Here is a 22,905-nt window from a genome sequence, read left to right on the forward strand (position 1 = left end):
TCGGTAGGCTCATACCTACCGTACTAACATCATGCCAGCATCATTCAATTCAGAGCAATACCAGTACAGCGACGTGTCGGTCCAGATCGGCGACCGCGTGTTGGTTGGCTTGCGGGGCGTAAAGTATATGTCCGAGCAAGAGAAGGAACCCGTCTATGGCAAGGGTAATCAACCCCTGGCTATTCAACGCGGCAATAAGAAATACGAAGGCGAGATCAAGATACTCCAGGGTGAACTGGAACTGCTGATCGACAAGGCTCCCAACAAGGATATAATCGACTACCGCAACCTGACCATTACGGTTGCCTACTCGAACGGGGCCGGTCTAACGACTGATAACCTGGTCGGTGTCGAGTTTAAGCAATCGCCGAAGGAGATGAACCAGAACGATAAGTTCATGGAAGTTACGCTTCCGATCCTCTTCCTGAAGTTGAAGCAAGGCGTATAGGGATGATCGCGCAAATTAGCTCCGAAACGGTGGTCAGTTTGACGCTTAGTCAACTGATCGCCGTCCTGGTGTCACTGGGTACGCTGATAACGTTTCTGGTTGCCGCCACTCGCTATGTGGAGCGTTACCGGATTCAGCTTACCCAGAACCAGGCCGATATTTCTGAGCTGACGCGGGTAGTTAAAGCGCAGCAAGAACAGATCGGCCGGCTGTCGGAGCAGGTAGCGACATTCTTTAAGATGTTCCAGTCGAAGTCAAAGACAACCCCTACCCGTCGCCCTGGTGACAAACCCAATGTTTAAACACTTTTTCGAGAACCTGCCGCCAAAGATCAAGGTGCTGGTACATGCGCTCGACATGGCGATTCCGGCCGCGTATATGGCCGCTGTTGCCCTCAAACGTGATCTGTTGCACGACGTGCTTCAGCAAAAGCCTGAACTGGCTATCCTGTACATCGTCCTGGTTGCATTGGTTCGCTTCCTGGTCGAGCTGACGTTTGGACAAACCCCTAAATCACCGACCGATGCCCAGTAGCCGAAACATTGCCGATGCCGTCGTGACCCTGCAACGCGCCTGGTTATTTCTGAAGCAGGAGTACAACAGCCGCTACCCAAGCGACCCGGTTGTGATGCTGACGGAAGTACACCGTCCGGCTGAAGTGCAGCGGGCTTACTACGCCCAGGGACGCCAAAAGCTGTCCATCGTGAATCGGCTCCGTCAAGGGGCGGGGCTGTCGGTGATCTCGGAAGCGGAGAACCGCCGGAAGGTCACCTTCAAGCAACCTGGTACCAGTAAGCACGAGAAGATGCCTAGTCAGGCGTTCGACATCGCCTTCCGCAATCCGGACGGTACGCTGAACTGGGACGAGAAGTATTTCGACCGGGCCGCCCGCATCATCCGGGAACGCTTTCCGAACGTGACCTGGGGCGCTGACTGGGACCGCGACGGTCGGAGCGATGACGAAAAGTTCGTGGATCGCCCTCATTTTGAAGTGTAAGTAAAACCCATTTAAACAGTATTTAAACGCACATTTCACGCATGACAACTGTAACTGATAAGCAAATCGCCGTTGCCGCCGATCAACTTCCCGCTGGCGTTACTGGAATGACAACTGTAACCGATAAGCAAATCAATGATTGGAAAGAGAAACACGGCGAAATCTTCGCTATAGATTTTGAGGGCGAAGACAATCAGACCATTGTTGGCTACTTCCGTAAGCCTAACCGTGTTGAGATGAACTACATCAGTACGTTTCACAACCAACCCTTCAAGATGCAGGAACAATTAGTTAAAGCCTGCTTTTTGGGTGGCGACACCCGAATCCTACATGTGGATGGTTTTATGTTGGGCGCGGCTCAGGCGCTCAATGAACTACTGGAGGTTAAGCGGGGTGAGCTAAAAAAGTTATAGAGGAGACCCCAGAACTGACAGGTACTGTCGAGTTGATGGATCTCCCCGAAATCAACGCCTTACTTCGCTACTTCTTTCACATTGACCCGGACGCTTTGTCCGATGAAGACTTCGCCCTTCGCTGGCGTGAACTACAATGGGTGCTTAAGCTAACCCGACCCTTCTCAAAAGACTGATGCGTTACGGCTGGGATTTATATGTAAACGACCTGATGAGTTCGCCCCTGATGAAGATGGCGAACCTGTATCAATCCACGGTCTCTACATTGACCAGAGGGGCGTCGGCGATGGCTGGGTCGTTACAGCCGGTCGCTCGTCAGGTGGACAACCTGAACGGGCGGCTGGATCAGTTGCGCCGTCAGCGTAATCTATCGGTCAATACCGACGAGGTAGAGCAGGCCGAAGCAGAGATCGGACGGCTGGAACGTCGGATCGATCAACTGAATCGACCGGCTTCTATCAACATCACAGAACCGCCGTTGGCCAGGGCCTTTCGTCCGACAACGGTGGTTCCTCATGCACCAACGGCCGGATGGTCTACCCGGCAATTATCGTTTGACCAGGGCGCGGCCAGTCCAGTTGCGCCCCTTGCTACGGGGCGTCCAAGCTGGTCCGCTCCGATGCCCGAACGACAGCCGGTCGCTCCGATTCCCAGTCCCCAACCATCGCGGAACTTTACCGACGTTGTGAGGGGCTGGGCGTCGGCGTTCGTGCCCGCTCGTCAGTCGGCGGAAGGTCTTCAGGCTCGGTTAGATGATCTGGTCAGACGCCGGGCGCTGGCTGTGGACTGGGAAGCCGCTTCCCGGATCGACCGCGACATTGCCCGGACGGAAAGCCAGTTGACCAGGCTCCAGGAGCGGGCGAACCGTCCAGCGCGGGGCTTTGTCGATTCGGTCGTGTCGGGTATGGGTCGGCTGTCGGGATCGTTTGGGCCGGTACGTCAGGATGCTGATGAGCTGAATGCCCGGTTAGATGACCTTCGTCAGCGCCGGGCACTCATGGTCGATGCCAGCCAGATCGGACGGGCTGATCGTGACATCGCCCGGATGGAACGGCAACTGGCCAGAGTGCAGGAACGGGCGAACCGACCCGCGCCGTCTGGCTTCTTTGGTTCGTTGCGGAATAACGTCAACCGTTTTGTTGGGGCGCTGATGCCTGCCGGTGTGCAGTTGGCAACGCTCCGTCAGCAACTCGAACGGGCGACCGAACGCCGGGAGCTGGCGATTGGTACGACCGCGATCCGGAACGCCCAACGCGAAGTCGAACGGCTCCAGCGTCAGATCAATCAACTGGAGGGCAATGGGGGCGGTGAGCAGAAAGAAGGTATGTTCTCGTCGCTACGGTCGTCGGCCCTGGGCTACATTGCTGGTGCTGGGTTGCTAGCCGGGGCGGGTGCGTTCTTTAGTTCTGGAATGCAGCGCGAACAGACCCAGGTTGCCTATGAGCAATTCTTGGGTAAGGACACGAAGCCGGTGATGAGTCAGTTGGATGTATTTGCCAACAAGACGCCGTTCGAGAATGACCAGGTGTACAAGGGCGGCCAAAGTCTCCTGTCGGTTGGCTTTACCGGGCAACAGTTGATCCCTGAAATGACGGGGATCGGCAACATGGCAGCCGGTGCCCAAAAGGACTTCAATGAACTGACGGCCGCTTACGCCAAGATCAAAGCAAAGGGCTTTATCGACGGCGGTGAGTTACACCAGGAGTTCGGCGGTACCAGGCTCATGGACCAACTGAAAGCGAACCTGGGCGTTAACGGCGAGGAACTGTTTAAGCTGGCAGAGCAACGTAAGATTAAGTTCGAGGATGTCCAAAAAGCCATTGGTGATTTATCGTCTCCAGGAGGGGCATACGGTGGTGCAATGGATAAGCAAAGCCAAACGGCCTTTGGTAAGTTCTCAACCTTCCTGGGTACGCTGAAGCTGAAGTTCTCAACTTGGGCGGCTGGCTTCAATGATTCATTAGGGAAGTTGTTCGATTTCGGTACGGCGTTGATCGATCAGATTGATCCGTTCTTAGCCAAACTTCAGCCGGTGTTTCAGGTGGTCGTAACCGGCATGGGGCAACTGTGGACGGCTACGGAGCCAGTACGCACCCTGATCGGCGACCTGCTTACGTGGGTGGTCAACCTGTGGACCGGCTTCGGTGGGTTGGGGGGAGCCACCAGCGGCCTGTCGGTCATCTTTGACGTACTGGCGTCGGTGGTCTGGACAATCAGCACTGCGCTTCAGTTCGTCGGTAACATCGTCTTATGGCTGGCCAGTAGTCCGTATGTCCAACTGATCGCCATTATCTACGGGGCCGTTCGAGCGGCCATGATGCTAAACGCGGCAATGATGGCGAACCCGGTCGGCTTTATCGTCGGTGGGATCATGGCCGTAGTTGCCGCTATCAAGTACCTGTGGGATAACGTGGACGGCTTCCGGCAAACCCTCATGAAGTTGTGGGAAGTAGCCAAGTCAATTTTCGGCCGGATCGGTGCCATCGCCAAAGCCGCCTTCACCTTCGACTTCGCGGAGCTGGCCAGGCAGTTAGGAGCCGCCTGGACGGAAGGGACCAGCAACGGCCAGAAGCGGTTCGATGACGACAAGAAACGGCGGGAATCGGAGAAGGCGGGCGCAAAGCCTAAGCCCATCGCTGGTCCTAATTCGGCCTTCGCCAATAACCCCTTCGCCAAAACGCCGGGGCTGGCCAGCGCAGGCAATGCCGCTGATAAGGATAAGAAGTCGGGTATTCAGTCAGGCGTGACCGGAGCCAAGTCCACCAACATCACGATCAATCTTAAGAGTCTGGTCGATGGGGGTGTTCACGTGCATAGTACAACCTTAACCGAAGGGTTAGGCGACATAGAAAGGAAAGTAAAGGAGGTGCTTTTGAGTGTCCTTAATTCAGCTAGTTCAATCGAGACAGTGTAACGATGGCAGATGCAACTACAGGTGGATTAAGTCTTACTGCGTCATCGGCTGATCTGGCTGGGGCGGGTGGTCTAGTGTCCGTTGAAGTAACGGGGGGCTTGACCATGATGTGTCCGGTGTATCTGGGTCTGAGTCGCGCCCAAAATGATTTGTACCTGTTCCCGCTGGAGCCGCTGATTTCAGTGAAAGGTAGGAACGTAATCACCGAACGTCAGATTGCCAAAAATCGGGGCGTCGGTTCAGTTAAAGAACAGTTTGGCACGGGCGACTATACGATTGAAATCCGGGGTATGCTTCAGAATAAAGAAGGTACCTATCCCGAAAGCGATATAACTAAGCTGACCAAGCTATTCACGGCGGGTAAGTCGCTGGTCATTGTCAGTCAGCTAACCAGTATTTGTAACATCGAATTGATGTGCGTAACCGAATGGGAATTTCCCGAAACGCCTGGTCTGGAGAATCAAGCGTTCGTGATCCGGGGGGTGTCGGATGAGGATTTTCAACTGCTAACCTAAACGGCGTTTAAACGATGTTTAAAATGGATTTCGAGGTAAAGGTTGGCAACTACCGCATTAATGGCATTGAGTCGATTACTATTGAATCGTCGGTTGATCTGTTGTCGGATAAATGCACGATTACCTTTCCGGGGGCGCTCTATAATAAGCCCTGGCAGGTTGAAGATAAGCTCAAGCGGGGCGATAAGGTGACGGTTAAACTGGGCTACAACGTAAAGGATAATCCGGCTAATCTGCATACGGAATTCGTCGGCTACCTGCGTTCGTTCGGGCCGAACCTGCCGATGAAGCTCGAATGTGAAGACGCGGCCTACCTGCTGAGAAAGCCAATACCCGACCGGCACTTCAAGAAAACGACGGCCGTAGAAGTGATTCGCTACATCGTCGGTGAAGTCAATAAGCAGCTTACCGGGGACTCGATTCAGTTCGTGACTAATCTGAAGGGCTTGGACTATGAAAAGTTTACCCTGATCCGGGCCAATGGCTACGAAGCTCTACAGAAGATTAAGGACGACTTCGGTATAGCGATCTATTGCCGAACCAATGCGGCCGGTAAGCCCGAACTGCATTGCCATCTGGCCTATACCGAAAAGCGGGGCGAAGTGAAGTATGACTTCATGAAGAACGTCGAAGAGTCGGACGATCTGAAGTACATCAAAAAGGATGATGTTCGATTTCGGGCGAAAGTGATTGGCCATCAAAAGAATGGCAAGACAATTCAGATTGAGGTAGGCGACAAAGGGGGGGACTTGCGGACGATCCACTTGCCGAACGTGTCCAGTAAAGAGTCGCTGGAGAAAGCCGGAAAGGAACACTTAAAGCGGTTGACCTATGACGGATACAAAGGGTCGCTCAAAGGATGGCTTATCCCCGTCTGTGAGATTGGCTATTACGCGACTGTAGTCGATAAAGAGTACCCCGAACGAGAAGGCAAGTACTTTGTCAATGCCGTTAAAACGGAGTTCAATAAATCAGGTGGTTGTCGGACGGTGACGCTTGGCGTTAAGCTATCCTAACAAAACAATCTTCCGTTTCTCAGCTGTAAGCGCAGCAGCAGTTCAAAATATTCTATGGATTTAGACGCACAAATAGTAGCGGGATTAAAAAATAGTCAATCCCCCCCGCCCATTCAGGTTTGGCCCGCTACCGTCAAGTCGGTGGAGGGCCTGACCTGTACGGTAAACCTGCTGAATACGGGGCTTCAGGGTGACGCGGCCATACCAGGCGTGAACCTACGGGCGAACGACGAAGCAAAGGAAGGCGTGTTGCTCGTACCCCGAAAAGATTCGGTTGTCTTCGTGGCAGCCGTCGAAAACGACATGAACAATATGTTCGTCGTCTTTGTGTCGGAGGTCGATAAGGTCGAATGCATCATCGACAAGATGAAGGTATCGGTCGATAAGGACGTGCTGAAGGCCGAACGGGAAAAGGTATCACTTCAGCTTGATACGAAGCTGACAGCCGCCAACGATAAAGTTAGCCTGGTCCTGGAGCCGTCGAAGCTGACAGCCGCCAACGACGGCAAGGTAACGATGACGCTCGAAGCCAGCAAAGCGACCATGAAGCAGGAAGCGGCCGTGATTGAACTGTCGGCTGGTAAGATCAGCATCAAGAACGGGTCTACGTCGCTGAAGCAGGTCCTGGATCAACTGCTGACGACCCTAATCGGCTTCAAGGTGATTTGCGCGGCTCCTGGGTCGCCCTCGGCTCCGTTCCCGGCCGACGTGACGGCCTTCACCAACCTGAAGGCAACGCTAAACAACTTACTCCAATGACGACACCTATCGACATCATATCGACGCCCGAAGGCGACTTGCTGGAGAAGTTCGGCGATCTGGTACTGGGCAACGCGACGGAGCTACACCAGTACGACATCGTGATCGCACACAAAGCCTGGCACCACTGGGAGCCGACCGTTGGGGTAGGTATTCGTGACTACCTGTTGGACGAACGTGACGGGGCGGTCCTGAACGGGATCGTTCGTAAGGAGCTGACCCGCGACGGCCTGGTTGTGCAGTCGCTTACGGTTAATCGGGGGGAGGTGTTTATAGATGGCTATTACGATGAAAACTTACTCAGTACGTGACGGGCAAAGCCTGTGGGATATAGCCGTCGAAGTGTATGGTGACGTGGAAGCGGTGTACTGGCTGCTGGATGACAACCGCAGTCAGATACAGGGTATCACGGATCGGCTGTATCCGGGTATGCTCCTGACCATTCGGGACGTACCAAAGAACACCAGGGTAGCGACCTACCTAAAAGACTTTGCGCCTTTTCAAACCATTGATGAGGGAGACCGACCGGAAGGGGTCGGCTACTGGTATTTGAGTGAATATGTAGTGCAATAACTAAACGAGTACCCAACCGTAATGAGAACACTAGAAGAAATTAAAACGGAGATGGACGCGGTTCAGTCGACCATTCCCGAAGCGGCTAAATTAACCAGTAAGTCGAAGGTGTCGGTCTTTGGGACGCTTCGCAATATCTGGGCGCTGTTTGTCCAGACGCTCGAACACCAGTTCGATGTCATGACGACAGACCTGCAAACCGCTTATGATGCCAAACAGATCGGAACCGTTGGCTGGTATGCTGACCAGGTGCGAAACTTTCAGTATGGCGACCGCCTGACGTTCGTTAATGGCCGTCCGGGGTATGCCGTCATCGATGATGCCAAGCGGATCGTTCGTCAGGTATCGGTTACGGAAGTGGGTAATAGCCGACTATTGATTAAGGCCGCTAAGCCTGATGGCTTGTACATGAAGGAGTTGTCCAATGACGAGCTGAACGCCCTACGTGCCTACGTTCGTAACATCAAGTATGCCGGGGTGAAGACCGATGTTGTGAGCCTGCCTGCTGACGAACTACGCATTCGAGCGGTGGCAAAGATTGACCCTCAGATCATGAATCCGGACGGTATGGCCTTAGATGGTAGCGGGCGTAAACTTGTCCATGAAGCAATCATTATTTACGCCCGTTCATTGCCCTTCGATGGCGTCTTTTCATGGACTGGCTTAACCGACGTTTGTCAGACCTATTTAGGTATTAAAGACTTCGTGGTGCGGGAAACGTCATGGCGTCCGGCTGGTTCCCCCAACTGGCAGCCGTTCGAGCGTGAGTTAGTGTCTCCAGCGGGGCACATGAAGGCGATTGAGTTTCAGATTGAATACATCTTCTAATCACGACCATGTTCGATCTGGATAGTTTCATTCGCCAACTGTTGCCCCCGCACCGTCGCCAACCGCTGACGGTTGCCCTGCTTAAAATCCTGTTCGGCCCGGCTCGTCTGGTCATGCAGGCGGTGTTTGACGCCCGCGCCCGGATGCTGGAAGACCTCCAGACCACGGGTCAGGTGATGACGCTCGAATACCTGCTGAACCGCGAATGTGCCAGCCGATGTTCAGGCCGCTTTCGCATTGAAGACGGCGACGATACCGGCTACACGTTCTACGTGATCTTTCCAAAAGACCTCGAAAACGTTGATGTGAATGGGATCGCGGGCCGGTCGATGAACGACATCATTGATCGGTACCGGCTGGCTGGTAAGAACTACTTCGTGACCACGGCTGGTAACTTTGTGCCCCCTACGACGCCGGTACTGGACTGGCAGGAGGGCTACCCCTTCCGGGATCGAACCCTGTTGGCCTGGGGGGTTAAAACATATGGATCATACCGGACGAAGATTACGACGGGCACGACCATCGTACTGGATACAACGCTGGAATACGACGGGCCGTCTGACGTGCGTAGGCTGACGATTGATCCGACCAAAGAGTACATGATTGAAGTGGACTTTTTGAAAGTCACGCTTCCAGCAACCCAACAGCCGAACCCTGATCCCGACCCTGATCCCGATCCGGGGCCTGACCCCGATCCGGAGCTGATCGACATCGAAGCGGCTCTGGAGTGGAAGCCGCAGCAAAACCGACTGCTGTTCATCGGCGTGATCGCTAACGCCCTGCCGACCGTTCGGCTGTCGGGTCCGGTTGCAGTGAATAAACCCGCCATTAACTTCGGTGTGAGCTTTTCGGGTGTGTACTATCCCTTCCGCTTTGATCGGGATACCCTGCCGAATGGTCGCTACATCGTAACCATCGAAGACGGTAAGGTGCCCAATTTCGTCGGCTGGTTCGACCTGACCGACGCCAACGGTGGTCAGGCTCCGATTCAGGAAGGTCCCCCGCCCGCGACGAACCAGGCACCCACTGTTCAGAACCAGATACCCGACCAGACGGGCAAGGTAGGCATATCGTTAAGCTACCAGATACCGAATAACACCTTTGCCGATTCGGACGGTCAGATCGTACAAATCGGGGTGAACGGTATTCCGCTGGGCCTATCCTGGAATGAGCCGGTTCGGGTGATTTCAGGGATTCCACAGATGCCGGGCACGTTCGTGGTGATTGTGACCGCGATGGACGACAAAGGGGCGACCGTCGAAGATCGGTTTAACTTCGTGATCGCGCCGGACCAGACCAACCCCGAAAACCCGCCCCCCACGTCAGGGTATCAGAATACGTTCGTGGACGTGCCGCCCGATCCGGACATTCTGGACTTGCGCTATAGCTGGTCGAACATCAACGGCGAACTCTTGGCGCATATCACCAACGCGGCCCCGACGCCGACGCCCCAACCAGGCGAACGCAACATGTGGTGGATTTCGGGCTATGATGAGCCGTTCTACGACAACTTCCCGAATGACCTTTACGTGCCGGAAGATACCTGGCTGAATGTGTATTTTGGTCAGGGACCCCGTAAGGAGGTGTACAATCAAGGGTACATCAATAAGTCGAATCAAACCATGTATATCGGCAAAGCCAACACGTAGCCATGCCAGAAATTGAGAAACCTGCATTTTTAGATTATTCGACCTTCTTGCCCAATGCGGTAGCCAGCGGGCCGGTCTTTACCATGCCGGACGGTCGAACGTCAGCAACGACCATTCAGCGGGCCGACGTGAACGCCGGTAGCGCGGCTGGTCGGGGTGGGATGCACTTCTTCCGGAACGGCGAAGCGCCCCTATCGAATCGGCTTCGGTGGATGGAGTCGAAGGAGATGTTTCCGGGCGTGGGTGGTCCATCGTTCCCCCTGGGCTACGCCAAGTCGCCCCAGGAGTGGGAAAACCGGGCTACGCAGGAACCGCTTTATGGGATCGAGATTGACGAGTTCATGGAAGGCGAATGGAACCTGGAGACCGAGAATGAACGCTACACGCGGTTCAAGGCGAAGCGAAAGCAGATGTACGCTGACGCTGGCATTCAGAACCCTCGTCTGTTTTTGAACTACGGGGCGTTCTGTTGCGCACAGGCGCGAAACTGGCAACGGGACGGCATAACCCTAAAGCCGACCCATGACTACTTCCTGAACACGCTCCAGTCGCAACAGGCAGCCCGAAACCGGATGTCCACCTACTTCGCTGTTCACTTTGGTACATCGTGGCCGAACGTCAAGTACTACCCGGAAGGGCCTGGTACCAGCGGTGAATTTTACATGCGACTGTATGAAATGACGCTTTCGATGTTGGCCCTGGGCGACGGTGGTCAGTGTGCCTACGTAACGAGTGACCTGATTGAGTCGCTTCCGGGTACGGTATCGCGCCCGGAAGGTGCTACCCACGGCCTGATTAGACAGGCGCGACGGGTAGCCAACCCGCCCGGCAAAGTCACCGTAACGGGTGGCCATGCCGATTGGGATTTGGATCAGCACTTGGCGAGCTTTTTCATTATTGGCCTGGTCGTAGGTACCTGTAACATCTTCTGGAAGGTTGGCCGGTATGGTACCAACCCCAACACGATCTACGGCCCGCCCCATCCGGACGAAGTGCAAATCTCGAACTGGTCGCCGGATCAGCCGGGAACGCCCCCGCCCTGGGGCGATCCGGGCTTCCCGCAGCTTCGTTGTACGTCCGAAGACAAGATGGCTGAAGCCAATTTTTACTATTGGAAGTGCAGCCGGACGGCCGGACAGAAGTGGAAATACTTGCGCTTTCGGATCAATGATGGTGCCTGGATCGAACCCCGTCAGGATGCCGCCGATGTGCTGTTTCGGGGAGAGTTGAAGCAAGGTATTTGCCTGGGTCGAACGCTGGGCAATGCCGCCGACTACTGTTATTATAATCCATCGCTACCGAAATGGCGTAAGGAGAAGGTGACAGTCGAGATCGGCGGTCGTCAGTTTAGCTCTATCGTCTGGGGCGGTCGGCTGAAGGTATTTAACGAAGATTTGTAAACCCACGTAACATGGCTATACGAGTATTAGCGGTCCTGAAGGGTTACTTCATGACGGGCCGCAAACCGACCGAGGGCGACTATCACGATATGTTGGATAGCCTGGTCCACAAGAACGATTTGCAAGCGGCCAATGAACAGGCCGTTCAGGAAGCGATAACCGCGTATGACACCTCGCAGAAGACGATCAATAACAACGGCATTATTGAGAACATCGGCGAAGTGTTGCAGTATTTGACGGGCTTAGCCGATACCGCCAGGCTGAAGGCGACGTTGGACCTGCTGACATCGCGGGCGACATGGGGCGGTTTGCCGGGTAAGCCTTCATCGGTACCGCTGGCCTGGAACGATCAGGTGATCGACACATCGACAGCAACTTTAAATCCACGGCCAGGCGCTCCCAACAGTACGCCCGTCAACCCAGTGCAACGCTGGTTAGTATCGGAGTTCATTGGCATAACCGGGCCAATCGTGGATATTAAGGTAGAACGGTATTGGTACGAAACAGGTCAGTTTTACGTCGAACATATCGTATTGGTGAAGGTCGCGGTTCAAACTAAAGTCAATTTGTAAGATGTATAAGCTCATTGTCAATCATAGCGGCCTGCTGTCGGCCTGTCCAACGAATAGGCAGTATCTGTCGGGTGGCTATATCGGCGAGCCCCATATGAAGGTCTTCAGCGTGAGTATCGACAATGCCACGTACAACGACCTATACACCAATCGGGACCGGGCGTATGTGCTGGGTGATGGCCTGCCAGCCATGCAGGAGTTGCCCGGACGAGTCTATTATCAGGTCGAAGTCGGTGTTTTAACGAAGGTTTAAATAGAAGTTAAGTTACGCTAGTTGTGTAAAAGCCGGGGTTTGTGATCCCGGCTTTTTAGTGGTGTCTTATGTTGAATCTTGTACAAAAAAAATCAGTATTATACATATGGCTACTGTTGAGATTAAAATTTAATTATCAATAAGTTATGCCATTTTGTACAGAAAAAGTCAACATTATACATATGGTTGTCAGTGAACTGAGTCACTACCGCTTTTTTGCGTTGGTTAGATAGGCGTCAGCCAGCTTGCGGCATAGTAAAGATTGTCGTCAAGTAGGATGCCTTGCGGTTCGACTCGCACTACCTTTCTGACCTCATTAACCGCGATTGGCCAACGTTTGCCCCACATAAAGATATGCCTGATTACTCTAGTTCTGACCTGTTGACCTGGTTTGAAATCGTGAAGTCTTACCGTCATGACTTTATTATTTAAGTACAATTTTGGGGTAGCAGCAATCTTTACATTTGGAAATGTTGAAATTCACTTTTCGTTTTGTGATTAATACGTGCCCAAGGCCCTCCGCCCCAAACACCGTGCGTTAGCCGCTACCTTGCATTACCTACTATCATTGAAAACATACATCCATCAAACCCCGGGGCCATTCTTCTATTCCTGATTGGGCAGAAATAGGCGTTGGCGTAGGTTTACATCGGTTTTAGACCCTATTAGCCATGAACAATCAATTGGGTAGCACTCCGCTAGAACGCATCCCTGGTGAAGCCATGATCGGGGGCGTTGCGGCCGGGTTGGCCCGCCACTTTGGATGGAACCGGACGGTTGTCCGCCTGATTTTTATTGCCGGTATTTTTCTGCCGCACTTTCCCGCGTTGCTTATCTACATTATTTTGTGGATCGCTATGCCGAAGCAAGCATTCGGCACTTCTCTTAACCAGGTAACCGTTTATTCAAACCCAGTCTTTTCTATGCAACCTTACAATCCCAACAACCCTACTTCGTCCAACGGCAGCGTCGTCGGTGGTATCGTCCTGATTGTGCTCGGTGTTCTGTTCCTGCTCGACCGCTGGTTCGACATTGACTTTGGCGATCTGTGGCCGTTTATCCTGATTGCGGTGGGTCTGTGGTTGATTTTCCGCGACCGGATGAAAACGCCCTACGACTCCAATAACACCAACAATCCTCTGTAACCGACGTATGAGATGCGGGGTATGGCATAGCCTGCTACGTCATACCCCGCATCCCATACCGCACATAACTTAACCTTCTGTACCATGCAACGTAGACGAAATAATGGATTATTCTGGGGCATAGCGCTGATTACGTTCGGCCTGCTGATCGTTGCGCGTCGTGCCGACTGGATTGATTTTGACTGGCACTCCCTGGCCAACTTCTGGCCGGTGCTGCTCATCCTGGCGGGTGTCAATCTGATTCTCGAACGGCGGGGCAATGCTGCGTCGCTCGTCACAACGGTTCTGCTGGCCGTAGCCGTTCCGTTTACCCTGTTTGGGCTCTTCAGCCGGGACCGGGACGACAGCCGCTACGAGTTTCGCTGGAACGACCACGATGATGATGATGATAACAAGGCCGGTCAAACTGACGACGATGATGACAACGCATCGGATTCCGATCAGGGCAAAGTACGCAGCAGTACGTTTACGGAAGTGATGGAGCCTGATACCCGCGAAGCTGTGCTGAAACTGGCGGGTGGTGCCGGGCGCTTCACCATCAGTGAGCCAACGGCGGAGCTGATTAAGGCCGATACCCGGCAGACGATCGGTAATTACTCTATGACGGTGGAACGGGACCCGACGACCCGAATTCCTACCATTGAACTCAAGCCCGCCGAGGAAAATCAAAAGATTCGACTGAAGGACGGTGATTTCGAGAACCGAGTCGACGTGCATCTGAATGATAAGCCCCTCTGGACGATCGACGTTGGTCTGGGGGCCGGTGATGCCGATCTGGACTTGAGTCAGTACGCCATCAAGGAGTTGAAAGTAGGGGTCGGGGCTTCGGATCTGGATCTGAAACTGGGGGCGAAGGCTAACCAGATGGATGTGAAACTGGACGCCGGTGTAGCGTCCGTTACTGTAGAGGTGCCCAAGGAGGTAGGCTGCCGCATCAAAAAAGACGGAGCGCTGAATGTTAACCAGCTCGAAGGCTTCACCGAAACCGCCGACGGCGAATTCGTAAGTCCCGGCTACGATACGGCCACCAAGAAAATCAACATCCGGTTCGACGGGGGCGTGTCGAGTTTTACGGTGAAGCGTTACTAAGTTTCCCGTATGGTTCAGATACAAAAAATCCCGGCTGCAAGCGCGGCCGGGGTTTCTTTTTCCATAGGTTTATTTAAAAACGTTCGGAACGGTCGATGGAGGGTGTCATTGTCGCGGACTACCCAATCGGTTCAATAACATCTTGTTAAACTCCCGCTCGCTGCTATACAACTCGCGCAGCTGCTGGGGTGATATCACTTTCAGAAAGCGGCTCATGTACTCGTCGTCCAGATCCGCGATCTTTTGCTTGGTCGAGTTAATTTCCTTCAGGTCGGCGAGTGCGTTCGACTCGGTCAGACCGGGGCGGGTCGGATCACCGCTGAGCTGACGCAGCCGGCGGTTAAGCTCCTGCTTGCGCCCGTTATACTCATTGTAGACTGCCCAGAATTGGGGAGCCTGCTCCGTGGTCAGGTTTAATCGGTTGGTGATGTAAGCGATTCGGGCCGATTCGATCCGTTGCCGCCCATCCTGCGCAAAAGCAACGCCCGTTGTCAGCATCAACATCAGCAACCAACTATATAATACGTGTTTCATTAGTATAGAGTAAACTGTTTGTCTAGGAATTAACCGGTTCGCTGCCTGAAGTTCCCGAATAGCCTTCTTCGTCCATGTAGCGCTGGATATCCGCGGGGTTTACGTCCAGGTATTGGATTATGGTCGAATCCGTCCCAAACGACGACTGAATATCCTGCTGTTCGGCTAATTCATAGGGGTTCACACCCTGTTCTTCCAGGTAGCTGGCAATGGCCGAATCACTTACGCCCTCCAGCGTATCGGCTCCGAGCGACTCCTGCCGTTGGGGCAGCGTTTGCCATACCAGCACGGCAATCAGACTCGCGCCGGCCAGCGTGGCGGCTGTCCGCTGCCATGACCAACTGATGCTGAAGCCGGGCTTCTTCCGGGTTACCCGTGCCTGCACCCGCGAAGGCAAGGCGTCAAAGTAGCCCTCCGGCACAGAAAACGGCTGCTGTCGCAGCGGATGCTCCCGCGCTAATTCCTCGATCCGTATAGGTTTTTTATCGTTCATCATCGTTGTAGCCAGTGACCCGTTCCGGGCTACGTTTAGTATTGGACAGCCGCCAGCGGCCGTGGTTTAATCAGTAGAATCAGAATTATGTATATAATCTTCAATTTTTTTGACTGCCAGGTGGTACGATGCTTTCAAGGCCCCGACCGATGTACCCGTAATTTCGGCAATTTCTTCGTACTTCATGTCGTCGAAGTACTTCATATTAAATACCAGCCGTTGCTTATCGGGTAGTTTCAACAATGCTTTCTGGAGTTTCAGCTGAACCTCTTCACCGCTGGGTTCCGTTCCTGACGTAACGTAGTCGGAATTGGCTTCCAGCTTTTCCATTAATTCGCCCTCCACATCGCCAATGGGCAGAAAGAAGCGCCGGCGTTTCTTGTTCAGAAAGTTAAGGCACTCGTTGGTGGCGATGCGGTATATCCACGTATATAACTGACTGTCGCCCCGAAACTGTTCCAGACTATTCCAAACTTTGATGAACGTTTCCTGCACCAAATCATCAGCGTCGTCGTGGTCAATAACCATCTTTCGGATATGCCAATAAATCTTCTGCTGATACTTGCGTACCAGCAGATTAAAGGCATAATTCCGGCTCGACGGATCGCGGTATTTAGCTAGGAGTTCCTCGTCAGTCATTCGTTGATAGCTGTAGTTTGTGGTTTGTAGTTAGTGGTTGGCTGATGAAAGAGAACACTATGTATCAGCCAGTCACTAACTACAAACCACAAACTACGAACTTATTTTCTTGCCATCACTTTCTTCACCTGCTCAACAATCTTGTCGGCGGTGAGGCCGTATTTCTGCATGAGCTGATCGGGCGTACCGCTCTCGCCGAACGTATCATGTACGCCAACATATTCCAGCGGGGCGGGGTAGTTGCGGGCCAGTACCTGCGCAACGCTGTCGCCCAGGCCGCCGTTAATCATGTGCTCTTCGGCCGATACGGCGCAGCCGGTTTTCTTCACCGACGCCAGAATGGCTTCCTCATCCAGCGGCTTAATGGTGTGAATATTGATGATATCCGCTTCAATACCCTGCTCCGACAGCATTTCACCCGCCTTGATGGCTTCCCAGACGAGGTGGCCCGTACAGAAGATAGAAACGGCGTCGCCTTCGTTCACATGCCATGCCTTACCGATTTCAAACTTCTGATCGGCGGGCGTAAAGATAGGAATGACCGGCCGACCAAATCGCAGGTACACCGGCCCGACGTGGTCGGCAATGGCGATGGTTGCGGCTTTCGTCTGGTTGTAATCGCAGGGGTTGATGACCGTCATGTTGGGCAGCATCTTCATCATGCCCAGGTCCTCCAGAATCTGGTGGGTAGCACCGTCTTCGCCGAGCGTCAGGCCCGCGTGGGAAGCACAGATTTTGACGTTCTTATTCGAATACGCGATGGACTGCCGGATCTGGTCATATACCCGACCCGTAGCAAAGTTGGCAAACGTGGTCGCATACGGAATTTTACCACCTATCGTTAACCCCGCCGAAACGCCCATCATGTTTGCTTCGGCAATACCACACTGGATAAACCGATCCGGAAACTCTTTAATGAACGCTTCCAGTTTGAGCGATCCGGCCAGGTCGGCCGTCAGGGCGATAACATTGGGATGTGTCTTGCCTAGTTCGGCAATGCCCGCACCGAAGCCCGAGCGCGTGTCTTTCTTGTCGGTGTATTCGTATTTTTTCATTGGCTGCTCTTAATTCGCTGTAGCGAAAGTTTGATTTTCATGATTATGACTGTTGTAGAGACGCAACATCTGGCGTCTCTACATCTGGCGTCTCTACATCTGGTGTCTCTGCAACTGGCGTTTCTACCTCGTGCAGGGTACATCAAATCAATAATCCGTCGTTCCTACCGACAGGGGCAGACCGTTCAGGGCCTGCTGTAGCTGGTCGGCATTCGGTGCCGTGCCGTGCCACTTGTAATTGCCGACCATGTAATCGACACCGTATCCCATTTCGGTATGCATGAGAATCAATGTCGGTACGTCCGGATCTTCCTGGGCTTTGCGGAGCGTCCGGATAACCTCTTCCATGTCGTTGCCGTTCATTTCCTCAACGAACCAGCCGAAGGCCCGGTATTTGGCACCCAGGTCGCGGTTATCGTTCACGTTGTCGGTCGTACCGTCAATCTGCGCGTGGTTGAGGTCGATGATGGCCGTCAGGTTGCCAAGCTTCTTGTTCGGCGCGAACTGAGCCGCTTCCCAAATCTGTCCTTCCTGCTGTTCACCATCGCCCATCAGCACATACACGTGCTTGTCGTCGCCGTTGAGTTTTTTGGCATAGGCCGCACCGCTGGCTACCGACAGCCCCTGGCCCAGTGAGCCCGAGGCTATGCGCACGCCGGGAATGTGTTCGGCCGTGGCGGGGTGCCCCTGCAGTCGGCTGTCAAGCTTACGGAACGTTTTCAGTTCTTCGAGTGGGAAATAACCGGCCCGTGCCAGCACAGAATACCAGACCGGCGAAATGTGACCATTCGACAGGAAGAAAAGATCCTCGTCGTGACCGTCCATGTCAAAAATCGGATTGCCATTTTCGTCTGTCTTCCGGCGCATAATGTCAAAATAAAGCGCAACGAAAAAGTCAGTACAGCCAAGCGAGCCGCCGGGGTGGCCGGAGTTTACGGCTGCAACCATGCGCAGAATATCGCGCCGGACGGCGGTGGCAATGCCTTCGAGTTTTTCTAGTTCCATAGTTTGGAGGTTAAACATTAGACGATTTAGCTATTGGACTATCCACTAAAACTGGTTGGGCTGGTTCGCCGACGTGGGTCCAATAACCATCGTCCGACGTCCAGGGGTTTATTTTAAAATTTGTTCCGTATGTTGTTTCGTGTCAACTTTCCCGATGATGTCGGTAATGACGCCGGTCTCATCGATGACGAATGTGGTGCGTGTCGTTCCCATAAACGTCCGGCCGTACATTGACTTTTCCTGCCAGACACCGTACGCTTCCACGATCTGCTTATCCGTATCGGCGACTAAAGTAAACGGTAACTGGTATTTAGCAATAAATTTCTGGTGCGATTTCTCGTCGTCGACGCTTACGCCCAGCACCTCGTAGCCCGCTGCCTGCAGGCTGGTGTAGTTGTCGCGCAGGTTACAGGCCTGCGCCGTGCAGCCCGGCGTATCATCTTTCGGATAAAAATACATCACCACTTTCCGGCCGCGGTAGTCCGACAGCTTAATGGGCTTGCCGGTCTGATCCGTGGCGGTAAAATCGGGTGCCTGATCGCCGATGTTGAGTTTCATGCTGTTTAGTGGTTTACGCTTTTCAGTTTTCGGCGGTCGCCGATCCTGTCTTCAATTTAATGACTCGGTCTAGAGCCAAACTTCCTCAGTACTCCCCCTAAGCCGAAGCCAGAAAACCGGTTATCGCTTCCGCCCGCGTCGTTTGGTCGTCGCTTTCTTTCGCACGACCGGACGCGGGGTTTCAATGGTAATGCTGTCGGAGCCGATGTTGCCGGCGTTATCTTTTACCTGAACCAGTACCTCCGAACCTTCGGCAAACGGTTCGTCGGGGTTGAGCTTGTCCGACCACAGCAGAGCCCGTTTGTAATCGTACTGCATCAGCACCCATTCGCCATTGACAAGCGCCCGGAACTGGTTGATTCCCGACAGATCGTCGCGGATTTTGGCGGTGATACCCTTGGGCGTTGCCGACAGGATTTGTACCGTTGGCGGCTGCGTGTCCGTGAACAGCTGAAACTGCCCTAAATCACGCGTTTTAAACTCGATCCTGCCGTTGCGCCACGTGCCCCCCAGAAATTTACGACGGCCGCCACTGGTCATGTACGCTTTCGTACGCATGGTGTCGATCGCAATCGGGTACGTCGGGGTGTGTTGAACAGCCAGGTAATCATTCAGCGGAATCGTATGCTGGTTAATTTCCAGGCCGCCACCGGGGAGCTGCCGCATAGCCAGGTGCAGGGTATCAAACAGCGTGGCCGGACTGAATTCCAGCCGGGTTCCGCCCTCGGAAAAAACATCTTTCCGACCCGGCAGGATGCGTTTCTTCAGGTTCGTTCGCACGATGCCATTACCGATCTGAACCGAATCAGGTAGTATTTTCCGCAGGTCGATCACGTACACCGCTACGTTTCCTCGCACGTAACTTACCGGCGTTTCCGTCGAGTTCCTTCCTGCAAATAACCGGGCTTGGGGTGGATTGGTTATCGATACATTCCGAACGGTCAGTTTCAGAATGTTCTCGTCGTTGGTGATCGTGGCGGTCGGGGTGCTGGCCGTGCCGCTTTCATCAGCGTCCAGTTCATCCGGCGTAAAGGTCGCGGGCCGGGCCCGGAATGAATCGCGGGCCGGGCCATTGGCCTGCGTCGTATCGGGTAAAACGGTGAACCGCAGTTGGGCCGACTGATCGAATACGTCGTAAATCGTAACGGTCACTTCGTGCGGCTGACCGTCCAGCAGCGGAAGCCGCCCCCGGTACTGAGCGTTGTTGGCCAGTTTATACAGACTCAGGGCGTTGCCGTCGGCAATGTAGCCGCGATGATACCGCTGCCCGGTCAGCTGCTCAACCTCATAGTTCATGTGTACGTTGATAAACCGCGTCTGCTCGTGCGGAAACGTATTCATGTTATAGGCAAAAACCTCCCGGCCATCGAGCTTGAGTTCCAGACAATTGATACCGTTGCGGTAGGGCGATCCGCTGGTTTTGTCGTAAGCCAGCACTTCCAGTCCAAGCAGGCCGGAGGCTGTTATGGGTTTGTTCAGGACGTAGGAGCCGTCGGCCTGACGTACGGGAACCAGGGTCAGGCGCTGGTACTCGCCGTTGATCCGCGACGTAGGTGTCATGGTCTTCAGGGCAATCCGCTCAAAGTAGGGCGGTACGTTGTCCTGTAGTTCATTGAAGCCGTAGAGTAACGGATTGATCAGATTGTCGCCGGCGTCGCGCACTTCAAAATGCAGGTGAGGGCCGCCCGACCCACCCGTGTTGCCCGACAGCGCGATGATGTCGCCCTTTCGAACCGGAAACTGATTGGGTTGAGGGCGCAGATCGATCTCAAAGGTTCTTTTCTCGTACTGCTGTTGCCGCAGGTACGTGCCCAACGTATCGTTGAGCGTTTTGAGGTGCCCATACACGGTGGTTAGTCCGTTGGGGTGTTTGATGAAAATCACATTCCCGTAGCCGCCGGTAAACACCGCAATCCGTGATACGTAGCCGTCGGCGGCTGCGTAAACGTTCAGGCCTTCGCGCCCCTGCGTGCGAATGTCAAGCCCCGCGTGGAAGTGATTGCCGCGCAGGTCGCCCAGTCCACCCGACAGTGAATTTTCGCCCCCCGGCATGATCGGGAACATAAAGTAACCGGGCGCCACGGCTCCCAGCGCCAGATTACCGGCCCCGCGACCTGTTGCCGCGCCCGGCTCGCTGGGTCGGCCGGCCTGCCCCAATGCGGCTGTCGTACTGAGCAGTCCGATAAGTCCGGCTATAAAAAGGTATGTTCTCAACTCGTTCTGAAACTTACTCGGTTATTTAACGTCAAATTCGAGCATGTTGCGGTCTTCAAGGTAGGCCGTCAGACGGTCGCCAACCTGAACCGGTCCTACGCCTTTGGGTGTACCCGTGAACAGGATGTCGCCCTGCTGCAGAAGGAAATACCGCGACACGAACGAGATGAGGTAATCAAATTTGAACAGCATCAGGCTCGTGTTGCCCTGCTGGCGGGTTTCGCCGTTGATATCGAGCCGGAAGTTGAGATTCTGGAGATCGGCGAACTCGGTCTTAGGAACAAAGGGGGAGATCGGTGCCGAGCCGTTGAAGCCTTTGGCCAGATCCCAGGGGAGGCCTTTGGCTTTCAGTTTCGATTGCAGGTCGCGGGCGGTGAAATCAATACCAATGCCGATTTCATCGTAGTATTTATGGGCGAACTTTTCGTCGATGTTTTTGCCGGTTCGGCTGATTTTCACCAGAATTTCTACTTCGTAGTGGACGTCAGTCGAGAAGTCAGGGAAATAAAACGGTTCGTTTGTACGTAATATAGCCGTTTCGGGCTTTGTAAAGATGACCGGATCGTCGGGTTGTTCGTTATTGAGTTCTTTGATGTGTTCGGCGTAATTGCGCCCGACGGCAATAATTTTCATATGGCAAATTCAGATCAATGCTTCCTGGAAGCTTCAGGAAACCTTTGTTTCAGACTGAGGTCTTCAGCACGGCCTTAATTGACAGGCAGACCTGCAAATCTAAGGAGTAATGATAACCTGACCACGACCATTCTGAAATATTTGGAACAAATACGGCCTCTTGCGGGTCATATACTGTCAGAATAATCACTTGTTTAAAATCAGATAGACCAATGAAAAGAGGATTGATTGCTATGCTGCTGATCGGGCTGGCTATTGGGTGCCAGAAAGTACCCATCACAGGGCGTAATCAACTTAAACTTATTTCGAGCGATGAGTTGCTGGCGCTGAGCGCCCAGAATTACCGTGAGGTGCTGGATACGAGCCAGGTCATTCGCGGAAATAACCAGGCCGAGCTCGTACGTCAGGTCGGCAATCGCCTGAAAGACGCTATGGAAACGTATTTGAAAGCTAACAATTATGGGAGCCGGATCAATGGGTTTCAATGGGAGTTCAATCTGATTCAAAGTCCGCAGGTAAACGCGTGGTGTATGCCGGGCGGGAAGGTGGCCGTTTACACGGGCATCCTGCCCTACACCCAGAATGAAGCGGGTATGGCCACCGTGATGGGACACGAAATTTCGCACGCTCTGGCCGAGCACAGCGCCGAACGGTTGAGCGAATCGCTCATTGCAACCAACGTTATCCAGGCGGGGCAGGTCTATACCGGGGCCGTGGCTCAGAACAGCCGTAGCCAGGTAAATTCGCTGCTGCTACAGGCCGTTGGGGCTACGTTGCCGGTGGCCTACCAGGTTGGACGGGCCTTGCCTCATAGCCGTAAACAGGAGTTGGAGGCCGACCGTTTAGGCTTGATTTTCATGGCGATGGCGGGGTATAATCCGCAGGAAGCCGTTAATTTCTGGAGCCGGATGGCGCAGGCCGGCGGTGGTCGGAAACCACCCGAGTTTTTGTCGACGCACCCGTCGGATCAGCGCCGGATCAACGACCTCAAAAAACTCATTCCGGAGGCCATGAAGTACTATAAAAGCGGCCGGTAAACTAGCTGTCAGCGGCTTTTTTTATAAGAAAGGGCATCCGTGCTTTCTCGCACGGATGCCCTTTCCTGTTTATACAGCTACATTACGTATAAGTGAATGCGTAGTGTGTTTTGAGCCGTAAATCAATTCGAAACAACTTGGTATTAGACGTATGCGGTAACACAGA

General features: G+C 53.7%; 28 protein-coding genes. 20 read left to right on the top strand and 8 right to left on the bottom strand.

All coding sequences use genetic code 11. The annotated features are described in order from the left end of the window. The first annotated feature begins 31 nt into the window (after positions 1-31). From DYU11_RS18485 to DYU11_RS18580, 19 genes are all read left to right on the top strand, one after another. Entirely contained in the window at positions 32-448 is a 417-nt protein-coding gene (locus tag DYU11_RS18485; protein ID WP_119669185.1) for a hypothetical protein, read from the top strand. Between the two features lie 2 nt (positions 449-450). Continuing rightward, positions 451-750 carry a hypothetical protein gene (locus DYU11_RS18490; RefSeq protein WP_119669186.1) on the top strand — a complete coding sequence of 100 codons (300 nt, stop codon included), beginning with the start codon at positions 451-453 and terminating at the stop codon, positions 748-750. Then, positions 743-982, top strand: coding sequence for a hypothetical protein (locus DYU11_RS18495; protein ID WP_119669187.1), 240 nt, complete (start codon positions 743-745; stop codon positions 980-982). The genes DYU11_RS18490 and DYU11_RS18495 overlap by 8 nt, the downstream gene beginning before the upstream one ends. Next, positions 972-1,445 carry a M15 family metallopeptidase domain-containing protein gene (locus DYU11_RS18500; RefSeq protein ID WP_119669188.1) on the top strand — a complete coding sequence of 158 codons (474 nt, stop codon included), beginning with the start codon at positions 972-974 and terminating at the stop codon, positions 1,443-1,445. The genes DYU11_RS18495 and DYU11_RS18500 overlap by 11 nt, the downstream gene beginning before the upstream one ends. A gap of 41 nt (positions 1,446-1,486) precedes the next feature. Continuing rightward, a complete protein-coding gene (locus DYU11_RS18505) occupies positions 1,487-1,858 on the top strand; it encodes a hypothetical protein (RefSeq protein ID WP_119669189.1) in 372 nt (123 codons plus the stop codon). Positions 1,859-1,893: 35 nt separating this feature from the next. Beyond that, the gene (locus DYU11_RS33265; protein WP_158600311.1) at positions 1,894-2,034 is read left to right on the top strand and encodes a hypothetical protein; all 141 of its coding nucleotides are present in this window, start codon (positions 1,894-1,896) and stop codon (positions 2,032-2,034) included. Beyond that, positions 2,034-4,772 carry a tape measure protein gene (locus DYU11_RS18510; protein ID WP_119669190.1) on the top strand — a complete coding sequence of 913 codons (2,739 nt, stop codon included), beginning with the start codon at positions 2,034-2,036 and terminating at the stop codon, positions 4,770-4,772. The genes DYU11_RS33265 and DYU11_RS18510 overlap by 1 nt, the downstream gene beginning before the upstream one ends. 2 nt (positions 4,773-4,774) lie before the next feature. After that, the gene (locus DYU11_RS18515) at positions 4,775-5,287 is read left to right on the top strand and encodes a DUF6046 domain-containing protein (protein WP_147367964.1); all 513 of its coding nucleotides are present in this window, start codon (positions 4,775-4,777) and stop codon (positions 5,285-5,287) included. A 23-nt stretch (positions 5,288-5,310) separates the two neighbouring features. Further along, positions 5,311-6,303, top strand: coding sequence for a hypothetical protein (locus DYU11_RS18520; RefSeq protein WP_147367965.1), 993 nt, complete (start codon positions 5,311-5,313; stop codon positions 6,301-6,303). A 54-nt stretch (positions 6,304-6,357) separates the two neighbouring features. Continuing rightward, entirely contained in the window at positions 6,358-7,062 is a 705-nt protein-coding gene (locus DYU11_RS18525; RefSeq protein WP_147367966.1) for a hypothetical protein, read from the top strand. Then, complete coding sequence (locus DYU11_RS18530) at positions 7,059-7,373, top strand: hypothetical protein (RefSeq protein WP_119669194.1); 315 nt, start codon at positions 7,059-7,061, stop codon at positions 7,371-7,373. Before DYU11_RS18525 ends, DYU11_RS18530 begins: the two co-directional genes overlap by 4 nt. Then, positions 7,351-7,635 carry a LysM peptidoglycan-binding domain-containing protein gene (locus DYU11_RS18535; RefSeq protein ID WP_147367967.1) on the top strand — a complete coding sequence of 95 codons (285 nt, stop codon included), beginning with the start codon at positions 7,351-7,353 and terminating at the stop codon, positions 7,633-7,635. Before DYU11_RS18530 ends, DYU11_RS18535 begins: the two co-directional genes overlap by 23 nt. 21 nt (positions 7,636-7,656) lie before the next feature. Further along, the gene (locus DYU11_RS18540; protein WP_147367968.1) at positions 7,657-8,463 is read left to right on the top strand and encodes a hypothetical protein; all 807 of its coding nucleotides are present in this window, start codon (positions 7,657-7,659) and stop codon (positions 8,461-8,463) included. 8 nt (positions 8,464-8,471) lie between these two features. After that, the gene (locus tag DYU11_RS32995; protein ID WP_147367969.1) at positions 8,472-10,112 is read left to right on the top strand and encodes a putative Ig domain-containing protein; all 1,641 of its coding nucleotides are present in this window, start codon (positions 8,472-8,474) and stop codon (positions 10,110-10,112) included. A gap of 2 nt (positions 10,113-10,114) precedes the next feature. Continuing rightward, the gene (locus DYU11_RS18555; protein ID WP_119669199.1) at positions 10,115-11,512 is read left to right on the top strand and encodes a hypothetical protein; all 1,398 of its coding nucleotides are present in this window, start codon (positions 10,115-10,117) and stop codon (positions 11,510-11,512) included. Positions 11,513-11,523: 11 nt separating this feature from the next. Beyond that, a complete protein-coding gene (locus tag DYU11_RS18560) occupies positions 11,524-12,084 on the top strand; it encodes a hypothetical protein (protein ID WP_119669200.1) in 561 nt (186 codons plus the stop codon). A 1-nt stretch (position 12,085) separates the two neighbouring features. After that, complete coding sequence (locus DYU11_RS18565; protein ID WP_119669201.1) at positions 12,086-12,337, top strand: hypothetical protein; 252 nt, start codon at positions 12,086-12,088, stop codon at positions 12,335-12,337. A 671-nt stretch (positions 12,338-13,008) separates the two neighbouring features. Beyond that, the gene (locus tag DYU11_RS18575; protein WP_119669203.1) at positions 13,009-13,482 is read left to right on the top strand and encodes a PspC domain-containing protein; all 474 of its coding nucleotides are present in this window, start codon (positions 13,009-13,011) and stop codon (positions 13,480-13,482) included. Positions 13,483-13,566: 84 nt separating this feature from the next. Further along, the gene (locus DYU11_RS18580) at positions 13,567-14,571 is read left to right on the top strand and encodes a toast rack family protein (RefSeq protein ID WP_119669204.1); all 1,005 of its coding nucleotides are present in this window, start codon (positions 13,567-13,569) and stop codon (positions 14,569-14,571) included. A gap of 105 nt (positions 14,572-14,676) precedes the next feature. Here DYU11_RS18580 and DYU11_RS18585 read toward each other — a convergent pair whose 3' ends face one another. The 8 genes from DYU11_RS18585 to DYU11_RS18620 all read right to left on the bottom strand — a co-directional run bounded on the left by DYU11_RS18585 (position 14,677) and on the right by DYU11_RS18620 (position 21,702). After that, positions 14,677-15,105: a hypothetical protein gene (locus DYU11_RS18585; protein ID WP_119669205.1), complete on the bottom strand. Its 429-nt coding sequence runs from the start codon at positions 15,103-15,105 to the stop codon at positions 14,677-14,679. Positions 15,106-15,127: 22 nt separating this feature from the next. Further along, on the bottom strand, positions 15,128-15,601 hold the full coding sequence (locus tag DYU11_RS18590; RefSeq protein WP_119669206.1) for a hypothetical protein: 474 nt from the start codon (positions 15,599-15,601) through the stop codon (positions 15,128-15,130). Between the two features lie 63 nt (positions 15,602-15,664). Continuing rightward, on the bottom strand, positions 15,665-16,237 hold the full coding sequence (locus DYU11_RS18595) for an RNA polymerase sigma factor (protein WP_119669207.1): 573 nt from the start codon (positions 16,235-16,237) through the stop codon (positions 15,665-15,667). Positions 16,238-16,338: 101 nt separating this feature from the next. Then, positions 16,339-17,292 carry a transketolase family protein gene (locus DYU11_RS18600; RefSeq protein WP_119669208.1) on the bottom strand — a complete coding sequence of 318 codons (954 nt, stop codon included), beginning with the start codon at positions 17,290-17,292 and terminating at the stop codon, positions 16,339-16,341. A 147-nt stretch (positions 17,293-17,439) separates the two neighbouring features. Next, positions 17,440-18,297, bottom strand: a complete 858-nt coding sequence (locus DYU11_RS18605) for a transketolase (RefSeq protein ID WP_119669209.1) — start codon at positions 18,295-18,297, stop codon at positions 17,440-17,442. A gap of 108 nt (positions 18,298-18,405) precedes the next feature. Continuing rightward, positions 18,406-18,855, bottom strand: coding sequence for a thioredoxin-dependent thiol peroxidase (bcp, locus tag DYU11_RS18610; protein ID WP_119669210.1), 450 nt, complete (start codon positions 18,853-18,855; stop codon positions 18,406-18,408). Between the two features lie 120 nt (positions 18,856-18,975). Beyond that, positions 18,976-20,919, bottom strand: coding sequence for a M23 family metallopeptidase (locus DYU11_RS18615; RefSeq protein ID WP_229365940.1), 1,944 nt, complete (start codon positions 20,917-20,919; stop codon positions 18,976-18,978). Between the two features lie 171 nt (positions 20,920-21,090). Then, a complete protein-coding gene (locus tag DYU11_RS18620; RefSeq protein WP_119669212.1) occupies positions 21,091-21,702 on the bottom strand; it encodes a fumarylacetoacetate hydrolase family protein in 612 nt (203 codons plus the stop codon). A 212-nt stretch (positions 21,703-21,914) separates the two neighbouring features. Between DYU11_RS18620 and DYU11_RS18625 the strand changes: the two genes are divergently transcribed. Continuing rightward, complete coding sequence (locus tag DYU11_RS18625; protein WP_199736742.1) at positions 21,915-22,739, top strand: M48 family metallopeptidase; 825 nt, start codon at positions 21,915-21,917, stop codon at positions 22,737-22,739. Positions 22,740-22,905: the final 166 nt, after the last annotated feature.

Origin of the sequence: Fibrisoma montanum, from assembly GCF_003583365.1 — a bacterium.
In the GTDB taxonomy this organism is placed as follows: Bacteria; Bacteroidota; Bacteroidia; order Cytophagales; family Spirosomataceae; genus Fibrisoma; species Fibrisoma montanum.

Excerpts from the sequence above, each read along its gene's own strand:
- DYU11_RS18590 (WP_119669206.1), bottom strand. The coding sequence starts at position 15,601 with ATGATGAACGATAAAAAACCTATACGGATCGAGGAATTAGCGCGGGAG.
- DYU11_RS18485 (WP_119669185.1), top strand. The coding sequence starts at position 32 with ATGCCAGCATCATTCAATTCAGAGCAATACCAGTACAGCGACGTGTCG.
- DYU11_RS18530 (WP_119669194.1), top strand. The coding sequence starts at position 7,059 with ATGACGACACCTATCGACATCATATCGACGCCCGAAGGCGACTTGCTG.
- DYU11_RS18615 (WP_229365940.1), bottom strand. The coding sequence starts at position 20,919 with ATGTTCCCGATCATGCCGGGGGGCGAAAATTCACTGTCGGGTGGACTG.
- DYU11_RS18555 (WP_119669199.1), top strand. The coding sequence starts at position 10,115 with ATGCCAGAAATTGAGAAACCTGCATTTTTAGATTATTCGACCTTCTTG.
- bcp (WP_119669210.1), bottom strand. The coding sequence starts at position 18,855 with ATGAAACTCAACATCGGCGATCAGGCACCCGATTTTACCGCCACGGAT.
- DYU11_RS18565 (WP_119669201.1), top strand. The coding sequence starts at position 12,086 with ATGTATAAGCTCATTGTCAATCATAGCGGCCTGCTGTCGGCCTGTCCA.
- DYU11_RS18560 (WP_119669200.1), top strand. The coding sequence starts at position 11,524 with ATGGCTATACGAGTATTAGCGGTCCTGAAGGGTTACTTCATGACGGGC.
- DYU11_RS18585 (WP_119669205.1), bottom strand. The coding sequence starts at position 15,105 with ATGAAACACGTATTATATAGTTGGTTGCTGATGTTGATGCTGACAACG.
- DYU11_RS18490 (WP_119669186.1), top strand. The coding sequence starts at position 451 with ATGATCGCGCAAATTAGCTCCGAAACGGTGGTCAGTTTGACGCTTAGT.
- DYU11_RS33265 (WP_158600311.1), top strand. The coding sequence starts at position 1,894 with ATGGATCTCCCCGAAATCAACGCCTTACTTCGCTACTTCTTTCACATT.
- DYU11_RS18595 (WP_119669207.1), bottom strand. The coding sequence starts at position 16,237 with ATGACTGACGAGGAACTCCTAGCTAAATACCGCGATCCGTCGAGCCGG.
- DYU11_RS18580 (WP_119669204.1), top strand. The coding sequence starts at position 13,567 with ATGCAACGTAGACGAAATAATGGATTATTCTGGGGCATAGCGCTGATT.
- DYU11_RS18540 (WP_147367968.1), top strand. The coding sequence starts at position 7,657 with ATGAGAACACTAGAAGAAATTAAAACGGAGATGGACGCGGTTCAGTCG.
- DYU11_RS32995 (WP_147367969.1), top strand. The coding sequence starts at position 8,472 with ATGTTCGATCTGGATAGTTTCATTCGCCAACTGTTGCCCCCGCACCGT.
- DYU11_RS18500 (WP_119669188.1), top strand. The coding sequence starts at position 972 with ATGCCCAGTAGCCGAAACATTGCCGATGCCGTCGTGACCCTGCAACGC.
- DYU11_RS18510 (WP_119669190.1), top strand. The coding sequence starts at position 2,034 with ATGCGTTACGGCTGGGATTTATATGTAAACGACCTGATGAGTTCGCCC.
- DYU11_RS18575 (WP_119669203.1), top strand. The coding sequence starts at position 13,009 with ATGAACAATCAATTGGGTAGCACTCCGCTAGAACGCATCCCTGGTGAA.
- DYU11_RS18515 (WP_147367964.1), top strand. The coding sequence starts at position 4,775 with ATGGCAGATGCAACTACAGGTGGATTAAGTCTTACTGCGTCATCGGCT.
- DYU11_RS18600 (WP_119669208.1), bottom strand. The coding sequence starts at position 17,292 with ATGAAAAAATACGAATACACCGACAAGAAAGACACGCGCTCGGGCTTC.
- DYU11_RS18625 (WP_199736742.1), top strand. The coding sequence starts at position 21,915 with ATGAAAAGAGGATTGATTGCTATGCTGCTGATCGGGCTGGCTATTGGG.
- DYU11_RS18505 (WP_119669189.1), top strand. The coding sequence starts at position 1,487 with ATGACAACTGTAACTGATAAGCAAATCGCCGTTGCCGCCGATCAACTT.
- DYU11_RS18535 (WP_147367967.1), top strand. The coding sequence starts at position 7,351 with ATGAAAACTTACTCAGTACGTGACGGGCAAAGCCTGTGGGATATAGCC.
- DYU11_RS18605 (WP_119669209.1), bottom strand. The coding sequence starts at position 18,297 with ATGGAACTAGAAAAACTCGAAGGCATTGCCACCGCCGTCCGGCGCGAT.
- DYU11_RS18525 (WP_147367966.1), top strand. The coding sequence starts at position 6,358 with ATGGATTTAGACGCACAAATAGTAGCGGGATTAAAAAATAGTCAATCC.
- DYU11_RS18520 (WP_147367965.1), top strand. The coding sequence starts at position 5,311 with ATGGATTTCGAGGTAAAGGTTGGCAACTACCGCATTAATGGCATTGAG.
- DYU11_RS18495 (WP_119669187.1), top strand. The coding sequence starts at position 743 with ATGTTTAAACACTTTTTCGAGAACCTGCCGCCAAAGATCAAGGTGCTG.
- DYU11_RS18620 (WP_119669212.1), bottom strand. The coding sequence starts at position 21,702 with ATGAAAATTATTGCCGTCGGGCGCAATTACGCCGAACACATCAAAGAA.